Here is a 12,920-nt window from a genome sequence, read left to right as displayed (position 1 = left end):
GGGATCAGGAGTAGAAACTTTGCGCCAGCGAACCGACCAGCAGCTGCCAGCCGTCGACCAGAACAAACAGCATCAGTTTAAACGGCAGCGCAATGGACGCGGGCGGCACCATCATCATCCCCAGCGCCATCAGCACGCTGGCTACCACCAGGTCGATGATCAGGAACGGGATAAACACGGTGAAGCCAATCTGGAACGCGGTCTTCAGCTCGCTGGTGACATAAGCGGGCAGCAGAATACGCATGGGCACCGCTTCAGGACCGGCAATCGGCGCGGTATTCGCCAGACGGGCAAACAGGGCTAAATCCGCTTCACGGGTCTGACGCAGCATGAACTCGCGCAGCGGCTGAGCACCTTTATCAATCGCCACCTCCATACTGATCTTGTCCTGGCTAAACGGCAGATAAGCGTCCTGATAAATTTTGTCGAAGGTCGGTGCCATAATAAAAAACGTCAGAAACAGCGACAGTCCGAGCAGGACCTGGTTAGGCGGTGCCGACGGCGTTCCCAGGGCGTTTCGCAGCAAACCAAACACAATGATGATACGGGTGAAGCTGGTCATCATCAGCAGCACGGCCGGAATAAAGGTCAGCGCGGTGATAAAGACCAGTGTCTGAACCGGCAGTGACCAGCTCTGACCGCCGTTGGGCAGCGAGTGACTCACCAGGCCCGGCAGCTGGGCATGGGCAACCGGTGCCAGTAACAGCAGTGGCAGTAAAGGAAGCAGTCGACGCATCATTGTGGTTTTCCGGGACGTTTGACCAGATTCTGTAACAGCTGACGAAAATCCTGTGGCGCAGCCTTCACCGGCGTCACCGCGACCGGTTCGCCCGGCGGCAGCGTATGCAGATGGGTGATCTGCTGGGCAGTGACGCCCAGCACCAGGCGCGCATCGGCAGTATCAACAATCACCACCCGCTCACGCTGACCCACTGAGACGCTCGCCGTGAGCTTCAGCTCCTGGCCACTGACCTTTTTCGGCGCGAAGCCGGCACGGCGTGCCAGCCAGGCGCAGGCCAGAATCAATAAAATAATGACGGCTAACACGCTGCTGACCTGGGCCAGCATAGAACCGGTCGAAATCGCCTGTGCGTGCGGTGCAGCCGGTTGCAGCGTTTGATTCTGGCTATTCATAATGTGACTCTTAGCGACTCAGACGACGCATACGTTCAGACGGGGTGATGATGTCTGTGATACGCACGCCATACTTGTCGTTCACGACCACGACTTCACCCTGCGCAATCAGGTAACCGTTGATCAGGATATCCAGCGGCTCACCTGCCAGGCCGTCCAGTGATACGACCGAACCCTGCGTCAGGCGCAGCAGCTCTTTGATGGTCATCTTGGTGCGACCCAGTTCGACGGTGAGTTTCACCGGGATATCCATAATCAGATCGATATCCTGCAGCGATCCCGCCACGTTGCCGGTGTCGAATGACTTAAAGACGTCATCGGTCTGCGGCGCACTGCTGCTGCTGCCGACCTGCTCATTCATCGCTTCAGCCCACAGATCGTCCGCAGAGATATCGTCAGACGGTTTATTACTGTCAGTCATGGGGCTGTTCCTCGTTCAACGAATTCAAAATCGGGTTAATCAGGTGTTCGACACGGAGCGCATATTGCCCGTTCATCGTGCCATATTGGCTGGTTAAGACCGGGACGCTATCGACATGAGCGATAATGCGTTCAGGCTTCTCAATCGGCAGCACATCACCGGGTTTCAGCTGCAGGATCCGTGACAGACGCAGTGATGTTTCGGCAAAGTGAGCAATCAGTTCCAGCTCCGAGTGCTGCACCTGTTTAACCAGGTTGTCGCGCCAGTGATTATCTTCCTGACGGGAGTTTTCGAGCGGTGGGTTCACCAGCAGCTCGCGCAGCGGTTCAATCATTGAAAACGGGATGCAGATGTTAAACTCACCCACCAGGTTACCAATCTCCACCTGGAACGGCGTGTTAACCACGATGTCGTTCGGTGAGGTGGTAATGTTGGTGAACTTCACCTGCATCTCTGAACGTACATACTCAACGTCCAGTGGATAAATAGCCTTCCATGCGTCGCTGTAACCATCCAGCGCCAGCTTCAGCATGCGGCGAATAACGCGCTGCTCGGTATGGGTAAACTCACGGCCTTCGACTTTCGTCGGAAAACGTCCGTCGCCACCAAACAGGTTATCGACGGCGATAAACACCAGGCTCGGTGAGAACACCACCAGCGCAGTGCCGCGCAGCGGTTTCAGGTGAATCAGATTCAGGTTGGTTGGCACCGGCAGATTGCGGGCAAACTCGTGATACGGCTGAATCTTGATCGCCCCGACGCTGATATCCGGGCTACGGCGCAGCAGGTTAAACAGCGCCATACGGAAACTACGGGCAAAACGCTCGTTAATAATCTCCAGCGCCTGCAAACGCTCGCGCACCACGCGGCGCTGGGTATTCGGGTCGTAAGGACGAATATCGCCCTCCGGCCCGTTTTGTTTCTTTTCTTCTTCCGCGCTGCCACTGTCGCCGTTTAAAAGGGCGTCAATTTCAGCCTGGGAGAGAATGCTATCGCCCATTGATTCACCTCAAAATGAAGGCAGTAAACAGCACGTCGTTTACAGCCTGCGGAGGTTGACCTTTTACCAGCGGAGGTGTCAGCACCTGTTTGATTTGTTCAACAAGTGCCTGTTTTCCTTGCTCTGTCGCCAGCGCCGCAGCGCTCTGACGCGAGAGCAGCAGCAGCAGACGGCTGCGCACCTCAGGCAGATAGTCATTCAACCGACGCCGGGTATCCTCATCGGCCAGACGCAGGGTAAAGCCTACGTAAAGCACGCGGTCAGGATCGTTGTCGGGATTGACCAGGTTAACCGTAAATGTATCAAGTGCAAAAAAGACCGGAGCGGGAGGCGGTTCAACTTTCGCCACCTCAGGCTTATCGCCCTCGTGTTTATTCATCATTCGCCAGACTGCATAGCCTGCCACGCTGCAAGCGGCCAGCGTCACAATGAGCAACACCGGAATTAAGAGTTTACGTTTGCGGCCTTTTGCTTTCGCGTTATCAGACATGGTTGCAGTTACTTCCTGTGAATTATGGGCAAGCCTCTCGGCTCACGGGACAGATTATCCCGCGTCTTAAGTCAAACCAATGGGAAGAAAAGACGCGGGTTTTACGCTTACCTTCAGCGTTTGTCGCTGTCAGGCAAAAGTGTCGACGGCGCTGTTGCCGGAGACGCGAGCCTGAAGGGCGGCGGGAACGGCAATCGGCGTTATGTCGGTGTCACTGCCCTGGGAGAGGGAGAAGCGGCCATGCTGTCCATCGCGGCGCGCCTCCTGCTGCTGCTGGAAGCTCTGGCCCTGCGCGGAACTGTCACTGCTCACCTGACTCTCGCCCAGGTTGATACCGCTTTCTGCCAGCGCACTGCGCAGCTGCGGTATTGCGGCTTCCAGCGCCGATCTGACGTGGCTATGGCTGGAAACCAGACTAATTTGTGCCTGGTCGTTGTCCAGTTTCAGGCTGATCTGGATAGCGCCAAGGTCTTCCGGATGTAAACGCAACTCCGCGTTCTGCTGGCCGTTGCGGCTGAACATCACAATCTGCTGACTCAGCGCCTGCTGCCACTCGTCACTGCCCAGCTGCGCATTCAGCATCGGGGTGGACGGGGTGCTGCTGGTCGCGGAGGCGGTCACCGGCGCGGGCAGATTGCTGGCGCTGGCGAACGGCGTGGCGTTGATCGTGTTATCGCTGGTGCTGGCTTTGATCGCACTCTGATCATCCTGCTTAACCAGGTTGCTCAGCGCCTGCTGGAAACTGCTGTCGAGCGTCAGGCCACTGCTGCTCGCACTTTGCGCGGCGGCCGAACTCTGACTGGCTGTGCTGTTCACAACAGGGGCGTTCAGCGCGGCACCTTTAGCGTCATTCTTCTCATCTTTTTTACCCGGCACAGCGCTATCCGGTGCATGGTCCTCCTGCGCGCTGTTCAGCAGTTGCGTCAGTGAGGCCTGTGTTTTACGGGCGGTATCGCTCTGGGCAATCAGTTCGCCCGACTCACTGCTGACCGGCGTACTGGTCGTGGCCGTTGCCGTTGTAGCAGCCGGTAACATGGCGAACAGCGCCTGCACATTCTGCAGGTCACTGGCGCTTAAGGGTGCTGCCTCCGGCTTGTCTTTATCATCGGCTGATTTTGTACCAGCTTTAATATTTTCCGGTTTAAACAGGGCGGTCAGTTCAGCAGGATTATCCAGCGCCGCCATCAGCGCATTCAGGGGCGCTTTGGGACGGGCATCGTCGGCAGTTTCTGCTTTCAGGTCAGCGGATTGCGCCGCTTTTCCCTGCTGTTTTGCCAGGCCGATCAGCTGGTTTCCCAGCGTGGTCAGAAAGTCCTGCGGCAGGGCATCCGCACCTGCTGCAAGGTCCGTTGCGCCTGATGGTTCTGCGTCGGTTTTTACCGCCGCTTTCATGCCAATGTTTGGCAGCGTAATCATTCGCCTCTCCTCGATGCGGCCCGTTGAGCAAATTCGTCCATCCGTTTCTGATCGAGACGGTTTTCCTGTCGTAATGCATTTTCCGCTGCCCGCGTTATCAGAGTCTGATAGGCGTTCAGCCGCTGCTGTTTGTCGCGCCAGTTGATCAGCGCCTGCTCCAGCCGCTGATTCCAGTTATTAAGCTGATTGCGATGCTGCTCAATGGCTTTTTCCAGCGTCTGAATAAACTGGTGATAGTTCGTCCAGCGGGTGCTGGCGATGCCGGACGACATGTCATCGTTCAGCTTGTTACGATACTCGTCCTGATAATCGAGCAGCATGGTCAGCTGCTCGTTAGCGGCATGTTGTCCGCGACGCATATCGCCTAAATAGATGGCGGCGCGTTCGAGATCCTGCTCCGCTAAGTCGCGCAGCGTATCAATGGCATTTGCAGTTTTCATTGCCGTTACCTCGCGTTAAGTCGTGTGACTAGCCAAACAGCGCATGCAGATGCAGGCTGGCGTCGTCGTAATCGCTGCGCTCAAAGATGCCCTGTTGCAGGAAGGCTTCCATCTGCGGATAGAGCTTGATGGCTTTATCCAGCATCGGATCGCTGCCTGCGGCATAGGCCCCAACGCTGACCAGATCGCGGTTACGCTGAAAGCTGGAGAGCAACTGCTTAAACTGGCGCACCCGCGCATAGTGGTTCTCGTCGATCAGCGACGTCATCGCACGGCTGATCGACGCTTCAATATCAATCGCCGGATAGTGACCCGCTTCACCCAGCCGGCGCGACAGCACAATGTGGCCGTCAAGAATGGCACGGGCGGAGTCCGCAATCGGGTCCTGCTGATCGTCACCTTCGGTCAGTACGGTATAGAAGGCGGTGATCGAGCCGCCGCCGTCGATGCCGTTACCGGCACGCTCTACCAGTGCAGGCAGTTTGGCGAACACAGAAGGCGGATAGCCTTTGGTCGCCGGTGGCTCACCAATCGCCAGGGCGATTTCACGCTGCGCCATGGCGTAGCGGGTCAGGGAATCCATAATCAGCAACACATGTTTGCCGCGATCGCGGAAATCTTCCGCGATACGGGTGGCGTAAGCGGCCCCCTGCATACGCAGCAGCGGCGAGACATCAGCCGGAGCGGCGATGACCACCGAACGGGCGCGGCCTTCAGCACCCAGAATGTTCTCGATGAAATCTTTAACTTCGCGGCCACGCTCGCCAATCAGACCGACCACGATGACGTCTGCTTTGGTGTAGCGTGCCATCATGCCTAACAGCACGCTTTTCCCCACGCCTGAACCGGCAAACAGCCCCATACGCTGCCCGCGACCTACCGTCAGCAATGCGTTGATGGCACGCACACCGGTATCCAGCACGTCGGTAATCGGCGTACGCTGCAGCGGGTTAAACGGCGGGGTGATCAGCGGGGCGCGATAGCCGGTGTCCGGCGATGGCAGGCCATCCAGCGGTCGGCCGCTGCCGTCGAGCACGCGTCCCAGCAGTTCCGGCCCCAGCATCAGCTGCTTGCCCGCCTGCGGGTTGTCGCCATTCTGGCGCGCATAGACCCGCGCACCCGGTAAAATGCCGTCCACTTCTTCCAGTGGCATCATCAGCAGCTTCTGACCGTTGAATCCCACCACTTCACTTTCGATTTCGCTGATGGTTTTGCCATCGTTGCGTTCGATGATGCAGGTTGCACCCAGCGGCAGCTGTAAACCGGTGGCTTCCAGCACCAGGCCGGTAGCACGGGTCAGGCGACCATAGCGGCGCACCGGTTGCACCTGGGTGATGCGCTTTTCAAAGGCGTCGAGCGAGCCAAGCCAGCGGTTCAGACGGGTTGTCATCAGATTTCTCCCGGCGCGGCAAGACGGCAGAGTTCCTGCCAGCGCGTGGCGACACTCGCATCCAGATCGCCATCTTCAGCGCTGAGTTTGCAGCCGCCAGGGTGCAGGGTGCTGTCAGCAATCAGCCGCCAGCCGTGAAGATCCAGCGTCGGACCTAACGTCTGCTCAATACGCTGTAAGTCGTCCGGGTGAACGCGCAGCTGCGGTTTGCCGCTGAACATCGGTTCCTGCTGCAGTAAACCCTGAATCTGGCGCAGCAGGGCCGTGCCATCCACCGTGGTGGCCTGACCAATGACGGAGCGAGCCGCTTCCAGCGCCAGCTGCATCAGACGGGCCGCAATCACGCTGTCCAGTGACTCCAGCGTGTTCTGGAACTCCGTGACCAGCTGCTGCATCCGCGCCTGAAGCGGTGCCTGCTGCTGCTGGGCATCGGCCAGTCCCTGCTGAAAACCGGCGTCATAGCCCGCTTTCTGCCCTTCGGTCATGCCCTGCTGATAGCCTTCGTTATACCCCTGGCCCTGTGCCTCTTTGCGCATCTGCTGCTGCAGACGTTCGAGCTGCTGTTGCTGCTCATCAACACCGTCTTCAGCCTCGAAAATTTCTGGCTGCAGTTCCGGTTCAGGCTCATCAAAGCGGCCTAAATCAGTGGGCTGCCACAGCTGCCAGGGGCGGGCAGAAAATGCATCAGACATAGGTTTCCTCGCCACCACCAATCACCATCTCGCCTGATTCGGCCAGGCGACGGACCACCAGCAGGATCGCTTTCTGTTCGTTTTCCACGGCAGACATACGCACCGGACCACGGTTGGCCAGATCGTCGCGCAGGATATCGGCTGCACGGGCTGACATGTTTTTGAGGAACTTCTCGCGCAGTGGCTGTTCGGCACCTTTCAGTGCAACCAGCAACTGTTCGGACTCCACTTCCTGCAACAGACGCTGGATGCTGCGATCGTCCACTTCCACCAGGTTTTCGAACAGGAACATCTCGTCGATGATTTTCTGCGCCAGTTCGCCATCGAAGTCGCGTACCGCTTCGATAACTGCTTCTTCCTGCTGCGTTTTCATCAGGTTGATGATCTCGGCTGCGGTTCTCACGCCGCCCATCTTCGCACGCTTGAGGTTTGTGCCATCCAGCAGGCCATTCAGCACTTCGGTCAGTTCGGCCAGCGCGGCTGGCTGCACACCACCAAAGGTGGCGATACGCAGCATCACATCGTGACGCAGACGTTCGTCGAACAGCGCCACAATATCGGCTGCCTGACCACGTTTCAGGTGGACCAGAATGGTGGCGATGATCTGCGGATGCTCGTCGCGGATAAGGTCGGCAGCAGCCTGCGGCTCCATAAAGTTGAGCGTTTCCATACCGCTGGTGGTATCGCGTGTTTCGAGAATGTCCTCCAGCAGGCTGGAGGCACGCTCTTCGCCCAGCGCACGGGTCAGGACCGAACGCAGGTATTCGTTGGAGTTCAGGCTCAATGCAGCAAACTGCTCCGCATCGGTTTCAAACTCACGCAGTATTTCCGTCAGCTGCTTGTGTGACACCTGACGCATGTTGGCCATCGCCGCGCTCAGGTGCTGGACTTCACGCTGGTTCAGGTGTTTGAAAACTTCCGCTGCGCGCTCTTCGCCGATGGTCATCATCAGGATGGCGCTTTTTTCGGTTCCGGTCAGACTCATAGCTCTTTACTCATCCATTCGCGAATCACCAGCGCAACAACGCGCGGATCGTTTTCTGACATGTCGCGGATGCGTTGACTCATCACTTCTGCGCTCATGCGGTTATTAGACTTACGTTCCTGATCCAGCTCATCTTTGCTGAGCTGTACATTAAAGGCTTCTTCTTCCGGCTGTTGTGCAGCAGCGCGTGCGGCAACGGCTTCAGCGGCGGCTTTCTCTGCGGCCTGCTTACGAACCAGCTGCGGACGAACCAGTTTCCGGTAGAGGATAAAGGCGACCAGGGCAATCAACAGCCACTTACCGGCATTCATCAGCTGATCAAAGAAGGACTGCTGTTGCCAGAAGGGCAGGTCAGCGGTCACGGCTTCCGTGGTGTTGAACTGCGAGTTCACCACGTTGACGCTGTCGCCACGCGTCTGGGAGTAGCCCATCGCTTCGCGGGTCAGGTCTTCAATCTGCTTCAGCTGCTGTTCGTTCAGCGCAACCGCTTTGCCTTTATCATCTGCACGGAAGTTCACCACCACCGCAACCGACAGGCGCTCTACGTCACCCACGTTGACTTTGGTATGACGAATGGTGCGGTCCAGCTCGTAGTTGACGGTGTCGTCACGGCGCGAGTTGGTCGGTGCTGCGCTGGCCGAAGCGGTGCTGGTGGTCTGGCTGCCGTTGTTCGCCGCGTTGTTCTGACCATTGGCATTCTGACCATTGGCCGCATTGTTGTTTGGCGTCGTGACCGGTGCCGTGTTAGCTGGCGCAGGCTGGTTAGAGAGTGCGCCCGGCACGCCGCCCGGATAAGGGCTGCCTGACTGATCGCTGGTGCTGGTCTGACGCGAACGGATCGCCGTGTTCGACGGGTTAGCGTTAGGCTGATATTTCTCGTCGGTCTGCTCGCTGGTGTCGAAGTTAATCTGCGCGGTAACCTGCGCATGGACATTGCCCTGACCGAGAATCGGATTCAGGATCGCTTCAATACGCTGCTGGTAGCGTGCTTCAACTTCAGAGGAGTACTTCAGCTGCGCGTCGTTCAGATCGCGACCGGCAGAATCTGAACGGGTCAGCAGGCGACCGGTCTGATCGACGACAGTGACGTTGCCCGGCGGTAAACCGGCGACGCTGCTGGAGACCATATGGGCGATGGCCTGAATCTGGCCTTCATCCAGCGCACGGCCAGGCTGCAGGGTTAAGGTGACAGAAGCGGAGGGCGATTTCTGCTCACGCACAAATAAGGTCGGTTTTGGCATCGCCAGATGAACGCGGGCGCTTTTGACCGGGCCGAGCGATTCAATGGTGCGGGCCAGCTCGCCTTCCAGCGCGCGCTGGTAGTTAACCTGCTCGCTGAACTGGCTGATACCAAACTTTTCTTTATCCAGCAGTTCAAAGCCCACCGAGCCGCCTTTCGGCAGACCCTGCTGAGCCAGACGCAGACGCAGCTCATGCACGTTCGCTTCCGGCACCATCAGTGCGCCGCCGTTTTCGGCAAAGCGATAGGGGATGTTCATCTGCGTCAGCTGCGTGACGATGGCACCGCCATCTTCATCAGTGAGGTTGTTATAAAGAACGCTATAGCTCGGTTGCTTTGCCCAGAGCACCATCGCGACCACGATCGCCACCACGGCAGCCGCCGCGACGATTAAAGGAATACGCGGATTTGCGCGCAGGCGAGCGAGCAGGTCACCGAAGCCTTTCTTTTCTTGTTCTGTTGTGGCGGCTGTGCTCGCATTCATGACCGATTCCTGCCTGACGTAATTGACCGGGTAAGTTGAGATGGCAAAACAGACTCCCTGACCTGCGTAGATAAAATTTCCACTTCAATGCCAGGCATTATTAGGTGATAAGCAAAATTCGATGGCTGGATAAGGTAGGTTTTTTGCTGTTATTTAGCGGCTTTGTCTCATTGACAACGTGCTAACTTTTCTCCACATCAAAAATGTCACCCTCTCTATTAAGGTATCGTTCATGTCCATACAGGCAATTGACGGCGTACTGCAGCAGCTTCAGGCGACTTCACTGCAGGCCAGCAACCGCAGCAGTGAAGCCACGAATCAGATCGATTTCGGCGCGACCATGAAAGCGGCGCTGGATAAAATCAGCGAAACGCAGACTACCGCCCGCACGCAGGCACAGGATTTTGAAATGGGGAAACCCGGCATCGCGCTGAATGATGTGATGGTCGATCTGCAGAAATCATCAATCTCAATGCAGATGGGCATTCAGGTCAGAAACAAGCTGGTGTCGGCTTACAGTGAAATCATGAATATGCAGGTGTAGGTGATGGGATTCCGCTGAACACGTTAACCTGCGTCGTTGCGGATCAGGGCGGTAAGACGCCCGCATCACCCCTGATTTTTGCTGAGTCGATGAGCCTGCACGGGCAATAATGCTGGCGTCATTAGCTATACTGCTTCCTGTTATTCGCCGTGCAGCAGGGAAGTCGCTTTTTGGCACAGGCGACACCTTATCTGCCATCAACAGGACGTCAGCCCGATGCTTAAAAAACTTATTCTTGTCACGTCGTTAATCAGCTTATCTGCGTCAGGCTTCGCCGCCACGCAGTGCGGGCCGTTTTATCTTAAAAGCGATAAAAAGGGCTGGTTCTCCGTGAACGGTGAACGTGCTAAAACCCAGAAAGTTACTTTTGCCAGAGAGAAGGGTGATTACGACAACGCAACGGTAAAGCTGCTGGTTAAAAACAGCAAAGCGCCGGGGATGGTAGACATGGAGCAGACCACACACGATGGGAAAGGCATGCTAAGGGCACAGATTGTCCGCACCAGTCAGAGTCAGATCCGCATACGGGGACTCTACGATTGCGAGCAGGCCCGATAGCCCGCCCCGCGACCTGCCCGAACCTGCGCGCCCATCGGGCGCGCCATCTGCACATCAGCCTGCTTTGTAGGGATCTTTTTTATCATCCTGGCTGTCATCATTTTTGCGCGGCACTTCGCCATGATCTTTTGGCGCATCAGTAGCAGGATGATCATCTTCTTCATATGCATTACCCGCGTTTGGCGCGGCTTCAGGCAGGCTCTTGCTGACATCACCTTCTTTCTTACGTTCTTCATTCGTATTGTGCTTAAACATGATTCACTCCTTTTTATCCAGTGCCTTAAGTCTAGACCAGCCCTGACATCCCGCATTCGCATCGGAATTAAGCGCGAAAAAAAGCCCGCCAGAGGCGGGCTAATCGGAGTTTCTCTCATACTGAACACGTCATTTTTCGATGTCCGGGTGTGTGCAGCACCCTCATCCTATCGGGAAAGACCTGATGGAGAAATGGACAAAGCTGTCGTATCGGCTGCGGCAGGTCACATTCCGGTCGATGGGATTATCGATTAACAATCCATCGATTAATAAATTCGATTGAACTGATTAATAAAAGGCATATAGTGACCTGCGTTATCAGGAGATTGGAATTATGTTACGAGACTATTTGAAGATTGAAGCTGAAGATCAGTTAATTGAGCAACGGACACTGAGCCTGAGAAATCGCGGTCAGGAAGAGGTGACGGAATGGATCATTGTTAACCGTCAGGGTGTTAAAAAAGGCGGTGTGACCCTGTTCGACAAACTCAGTACACGCCGCTCATGGCCGGTCAACTATCGCATCATGCAGACCGACCTGCAGGGTAATGTGGTGGTGGATCAACTGACCGACGCGCTGTAGTTACACGGCCCTCATTCAGGCTGTTGCTGTACGCTAAAAAGTTAACCCGCACCCGGCGGGTTTTTTTCAGGGCTGACGATAGCGGCGCAGCTCCACCAGCGTACCGATGAGCTTCAGACCGTCACGGCTGGAGTGCAGATCGGGAAAGTTGATATTGACCGGTGCCAGCTCAAACTGTGCGACGCCCTCTTCGCTGCCGCGCTGACGCCAGGTACGCAGCAGAGCGGTTTGCTGCTGCAGTGCCAGCACGCAGTCACCGGGCTGCGGTGACAGACAGGGATCAATAATCACCACATCCTCCCGCAGAATGGCGGGCGACATAGCCTGTTCTTCCACCCGGAAGGCAAAACTCTGCTGCGACAGCGCCATGTCGTTGTGCATCAGCAGCTGATGCCGGACTGCACCGGCATCGTCTAGCCATTGTGCCACGTCGCGCTGCGCAATCAGGGGGATCTGGTGCAGGCCACCCCAGCTATTTTCGCTGAAAACAGGACCATCCCCATCTATCAGATACGCCGGTGCGCAGCCCAGTGCTTCGGCAAGCCGCAGCAGGTTTTCACCGCGCGGCAGCGTCTCTTCTTTTTCCCATTGCGAAATCGCCACATGGGAGACTTTTACCTGTTGCGCCAGTTGCTTCTGCGTTAATTGCAGTGATTTGCGTCGGAGTCGGATGCGGTCACCCAGCGTTTCGTTTTTCATTAGCTTGACTTTTTGGTTGAGAGTGACTTAAGTATACTTAACTCTGGTATTTAAGCAATCTTAAATTCAGGGCGGAGGACGTGTCTGTTCTGCACGCGGTGTGTTCCAGAGACCTTACCGGAAAAAGGGGTGTGGCATGGAAAGTAGTTTGATTACCAGTATGGGTGCGTTAGTTCTGGGTGGGGGGGCTGCAGCACTGTTCTGGAAACCGTTATTGGCGGGTATTGCGTCAATCGTAACCAGTAATCGAGCCGGCGGCGAAATTATTACCAGCTACAAAGAGCAGGTGGTGTTGCTGAAAGAGAGCAACCTGCTGATACGGGAGGAGAACGATGAATTACGTGAACGTCATGACAGAAATTTGCGGCGCATTGCGACACTCGAAACCGATTTGCGCTTAATCAAGAATGCCGTTGGCATTTTACTGGCAATGACCGAAACCGGTCAGAACGATAAATTTCGAAATGAGATTGATCGGCTTATCTCAACTCTGGAGGATCGCAGCGATGGCCACGATTAACAGCGATAAAGCACCTATGTCATACCGGCGCAAAGTTATCCTCGGCTGCATTCTGCTGAGTTGTTCGAT

17 protein-coding genes are annotated in these 12,920 nt (G+C 56.3%); 4 read left to right on the top strand and 13 right to left on the bottom strand.

The annotated features are described in order from the left end of the window. Positions 1-4 precede the first annotated feature (4 nt). The 11 genes from fliP to fliF all read right to left on the bottom strand — a co-directional run bounded on the left by fliP (position 5) and on the right by fliF (position 9,692). Positions 5-736: a flagellar type III secretion system pore protein FliP gene (gene fliP / locus N5J69_RS03325; RefSeq protein WP_010247675.1), complete on the bottom strand. Its 732-nt coding sequence runs from the start codon at positions 734-736 to the stop codon at positions 5-7. Then, on the bottom strand, positions 736-1,134 hold the full coding sequence (fliO, locus tag N5J69_RS03320) for a flagellar biosynthetic protein FliO (protein WP_279768039.1): 399 nt from the start codon (positions 1,132-1,134) through the stop codon (positions 736-738). Before fliO ends, fliP begins: the two co-directional genes overlap by 1 nt. 10 nt (positions 1,135-1,144) lie before the next feature. Next, on the bottom strand, positions 1,145-1,555 hold the full coding sequence (gene fliN / locus N5J69_RS03315) for a flagellar motor switch protein FliN (RefSeq protein WP_279768038.1): 411 nt from the start codon (positions 1,553-1,555) through the stop codon (positions 1,145-1,147). Further along, the gene (gene fliM / locus N5J69_RS03310) at positions 1,548-2,555 is read right to left on the bottom strand and encodes a flagellar motor switch protein FliM (RefSeq protein WP_003854473.1); all 1,008 of its coding nucleotides are present in this window, start codon (positions 2,553-2,555) and stop codon (positions 1,548-1,550) included. The genes fliN and fliM overlap by 8 nt, the downstream gene beginning before the upstream one ends. Before the next feature lie 4 nt (positions 2,556-2,559). Beyond that, positions 2,560-3,045, bottom strand: coding sequence for a flagellar basal body-associated protein FliL (gene fliL / locus N5J69_RS03305; protein ID WP_279768036.1), 486 nt, complete (start codon positions 3,043-3,045; stop codon positions 2,560-2,562). A gap of 129 nt (positions 3,046-3,174) precedes the next feature. Continuing rightward, positions 3,175-4,461 carry a flagellar hook-length control protein FliK gene (locus N5J69_RS03300; protein WP_279768035.1) on the bottom strand — a complete coding sequence of 429 codons (1,287 nt, stop codon included), beginning with the start codon at positions 4,459-4,461 and terminating at the stop codon, positions 3,175-3,177. Further along, entirely contained in the window at positions 4,458-4,901 is a 444-nt protein-coding gene (fliJ, locus tag N5J69_RS03295) for a flagellar export protein FliJ (protein ID WP_003854478.1), read from the bottom strand. Before fliJ ends, N5J69_RS03300 begins: the two co-directional genes overlap by 4 nt. Positions 4,902-4,929: 28 nt before the next feature. Next, positions 4,930-6,291 (bottom strand): flagellar protein export ATPase FliI, encoded by a 1,362-nt coding sequence (gene fliI, locus N5J69_RS03290; RefSeq protein WP_279768034.1) that lies wholly within the window; start codon positions 6,289-6,291, stop codon positions 4,930-4,932. After that, complete coding sequence (fliH, locus tag N5J69_RS03285) at positions 6,291-6,983, bottom strand: flagellar assembly protein FliH (RefSeq protein ID WP_107319850.1); 693 nt, start codon at positions 6,981-6,983, stop codon at positions 6,291-6,293. Before fliH ends, fliI begins: the two co-directional genes overlap by 1 nt. Continuing rightward, the gene (gene fliG / locus N5J69_RS03280; protein WP_279768033.1) at positions 6,976-7,968 is read right to left on the bottom strand and encodes a flagellar motor switch protein FliG; all 993 of its coding nucleotides are present in this window, start codon (positions 7,966-7,968) and stop codon (positions 6,976-6,978) included. The genes fliH and fliG overlap by 8 nt, the downstream gene beginning before the upstream one ends. Next, on the bottom strand, positions 7,965-9,692 hold the full coding sequence (gene fliF / locus N5J69_RS03275; RefSeq protein WP_279768031.1) for a flagellar basal-body MS-ring/collar protein FliF: 1,728 nt from the start codon (positions 9,690-9,692) through the stop codon (positions 7,965-7,967). The genes fliG and fliF overlap by 4 nt, the downstream gene beginning before the upstream one ends. Before the next feature lie 232 nt (positions 9,693-9,924). Between fliF and fliE the strand changes: the two genes are divergently transcribed. Both fliE and N5J69_RS03265 read left to right on the top strand, forming a co-directional pair. Further along, positions 9,925-10,236: a flagellar hook-basal body complex protein FliE gene (gene fliE / locus N5J69_RS03270; protein ID WP_013358280.1), complete on the top strand. Its 312-nt coding sequence runs from the start codon at positions 9,925-9,927 to the stop codon at positions 10,234-10,236. 216 nt (positions 10,237-10,452) lie between these two features. After that, positions 10,453-10,794 (top strand): hypothetical protein, encoded by a 342-nt coding sequence (locus N5J69_RS03265; RefSeq protein ID WP_279768029.1) that lies wholly within the window; start codon positions 10,453-10,455, stop codon positions 10,792-10,794. A gap of 54 nt (positions 10,795-10,848) precedes the next feature. Here the strand turns inward: N5J69_RS03265 and N5J69_RS03260 are convergent, their stop codons facing one another. Continuing rightward, positions 10,849-11,049, bottom strand: a complete 201-nt coding sequence (locus N5J69_RS03260; RefSeq protein ID WP_095707010.1) for a hypothetical protein — start codon at positions 11,047-11,049, stop codon at positions 10,849-10,851. A 334-nt stretch (positions 11,050-11,383) separates the two neighbouring features. Between N5J69_RS03260 and N5J69_RS03255 the strand changes: the two genes are divergently transcribed. Next, positions 11,384-11,632 (top strand): hypothetical protein, encoded by a 249-nt coding sequence (locus N5J69_RS03255; protein WP_279768028.1) that lies wholly within the window; start codon positions 11,384-11,386, stop codon positions 11,630-11,632. Positions 11,633-11,698: 66 nt separating this feature from the next. Here N5J69_RS03255 and N5J69_RS03250 read toward each other — a convergent pair whose 3' ends face one another. After that, a complete protein-coding gene (locus N5J69_RS03250; RefSeq protein WP_279768027.1) occupies positions 11,699-12,331 on the bottom strand; it encodes a helix-turn-helix domain-containing protein in 633 nt (210 codons plus the stop codon). A 136-nt stretch (positions 12,332-12,467) separates the two neighbouring features. Here N5J69_RS03250 and N5J69_RS03245 point away from each other — a divergent pair, with 136 nt between their 5' ends. Next, on the top strand, positions 12,468-12,851 hold the full coding sequence (locus N5J69_RS03245; protein ID WP_279768026.1) for a hypothetical protein: 384 nt from the start codon (positions 12,468-12,470) through the stop codon (positions 12,849-12,851). Positions 12,852-12,920 lie beyond the last annotated feature (69 nt).

It is taken from the genome of Pantoea sp. GD03673, assembly GCF_029844725.1.
Lineage (GTDB): Bacteria > Pseudomonadota > Gammaproteobacteria > Enterobacterales > Enterobacteriaceae > Pantoea.
This window is presented reverse-complemented; position numbering and strand designations above follow the sequence as displayed.

Bases quoted from the DNA above. Each gene is read 5' to 3' on its own strand.
- fliP (WP_010247675.1), bottom strand. From the start codon at position 736: ATGCGTCGACTGCTTCCTTTACTGCCACTGCTGTTACTGGCACCGGTT.
- fliO (WP_279768039.1), bottom strand. From the start codon at position 1,134: ATGAATAGCCAGAATCAAACGCTGCAACCGGCTGCACCGCACGCACAG.
- fliN (WP_279768038.1), bottom strand. From the start codon at position 1,555: ATGACTGACAGTAATAAACCGTCTGACGATATCTCTGCGGACGATCTG.
- fliM (WP_003854473.1), bottom strand. From the start codon at position 2,555: ATGGGCGATAGCATTCTCTCCCAGGCTGAAATTGACGCCCTTTTAAAC.
- fliL (WP_279768036.1), bottom strand. From the start codon at position 3,045: ATGTCTGATAACGCGAAAGCAAAAGGCCGCAAACGTAAACTCTTAATT.
- N5J69_RS03300 (WP_279768035.1), bottom strand. From the start codon at position 4,461: ATGATTACGCTGCCAAACATTGGCATGAAAGCGGCGGTAAAAACCGAC.
- fliJ (WP_003854478.1), bottom strand. From the start codon at position 4,901: ATGAAAACTGCAAATGCCATTGATACGCTGCGCGACTTAGCGGAGCAG.
- fliI (WP_279768034.1), bottom strand. From the start codon at position 6,291: ATGACAACCCGTCTGAACCGCTGGCTTGGCTCGCTCGACGCCTTTGAA.
- fliH (WP_107319850.1), bottom strand. From the start codon at position 6,983: ATGTCTGATGCATTTTCTGCCCGCCCCTGGCAGCTGTGGCAGCCCACT.
- fliG (WP_279768033.1), bottom strand. From the start codon at position 7,968: ATGAGTCTGACCGGAACCGAAAAAAGCGCCATCCTGATGATGACCATC.
- fliF (WP_279768031.1), bottom strand. From the start codon at position 9,692: ATGAATGCGAGCACAGCCGCCACAACAGAACAAGAAAAGAAAGGCTTC.
- fliE (WP_013358280.1), top strand. From the start codon at position 9,925: ATGTCCATACAGGCAATTGACGGCGTACTGCAGCAGCTTCAGGCGACT.
- N5J69_RS03265 (WP_279768029.1), top strand. From the start codon at position 10,453: ATGCTTAAAAAACTTATTCTTGTCACGTCGTTAATCAGCTTATCTGCG.
- N5J69_RS03260 (WP_095707010.1), bottom strand. From the start codon at position 11,049: ATGTTTAAGCACAATACGAATGAAGAACGTAAGAAAGAAGGTGATGTC.
- N5J69_RS03255 (WP_279768028.1), top strand. From the start codon at position 11,384: ATGTTACGAGACTATTTGAAGATTGAAGCTGAAGATCAGTTAATTGAG.
- N5J69_RS03250 (WP_279768027.1), bottom strand. From the start codon at position 12,331: ATGAAAAACGAAACGCTGGGTGACCGCATCCGACTCCGACGCAAATCA.
- N5J69_RS03245 (WP_279768026.1), top strand. From the start codon at position 12,468: ATGGAAAGTAGTTTGATTACCAGTATGGGTGCGTTAGTTCTGGGTGGG.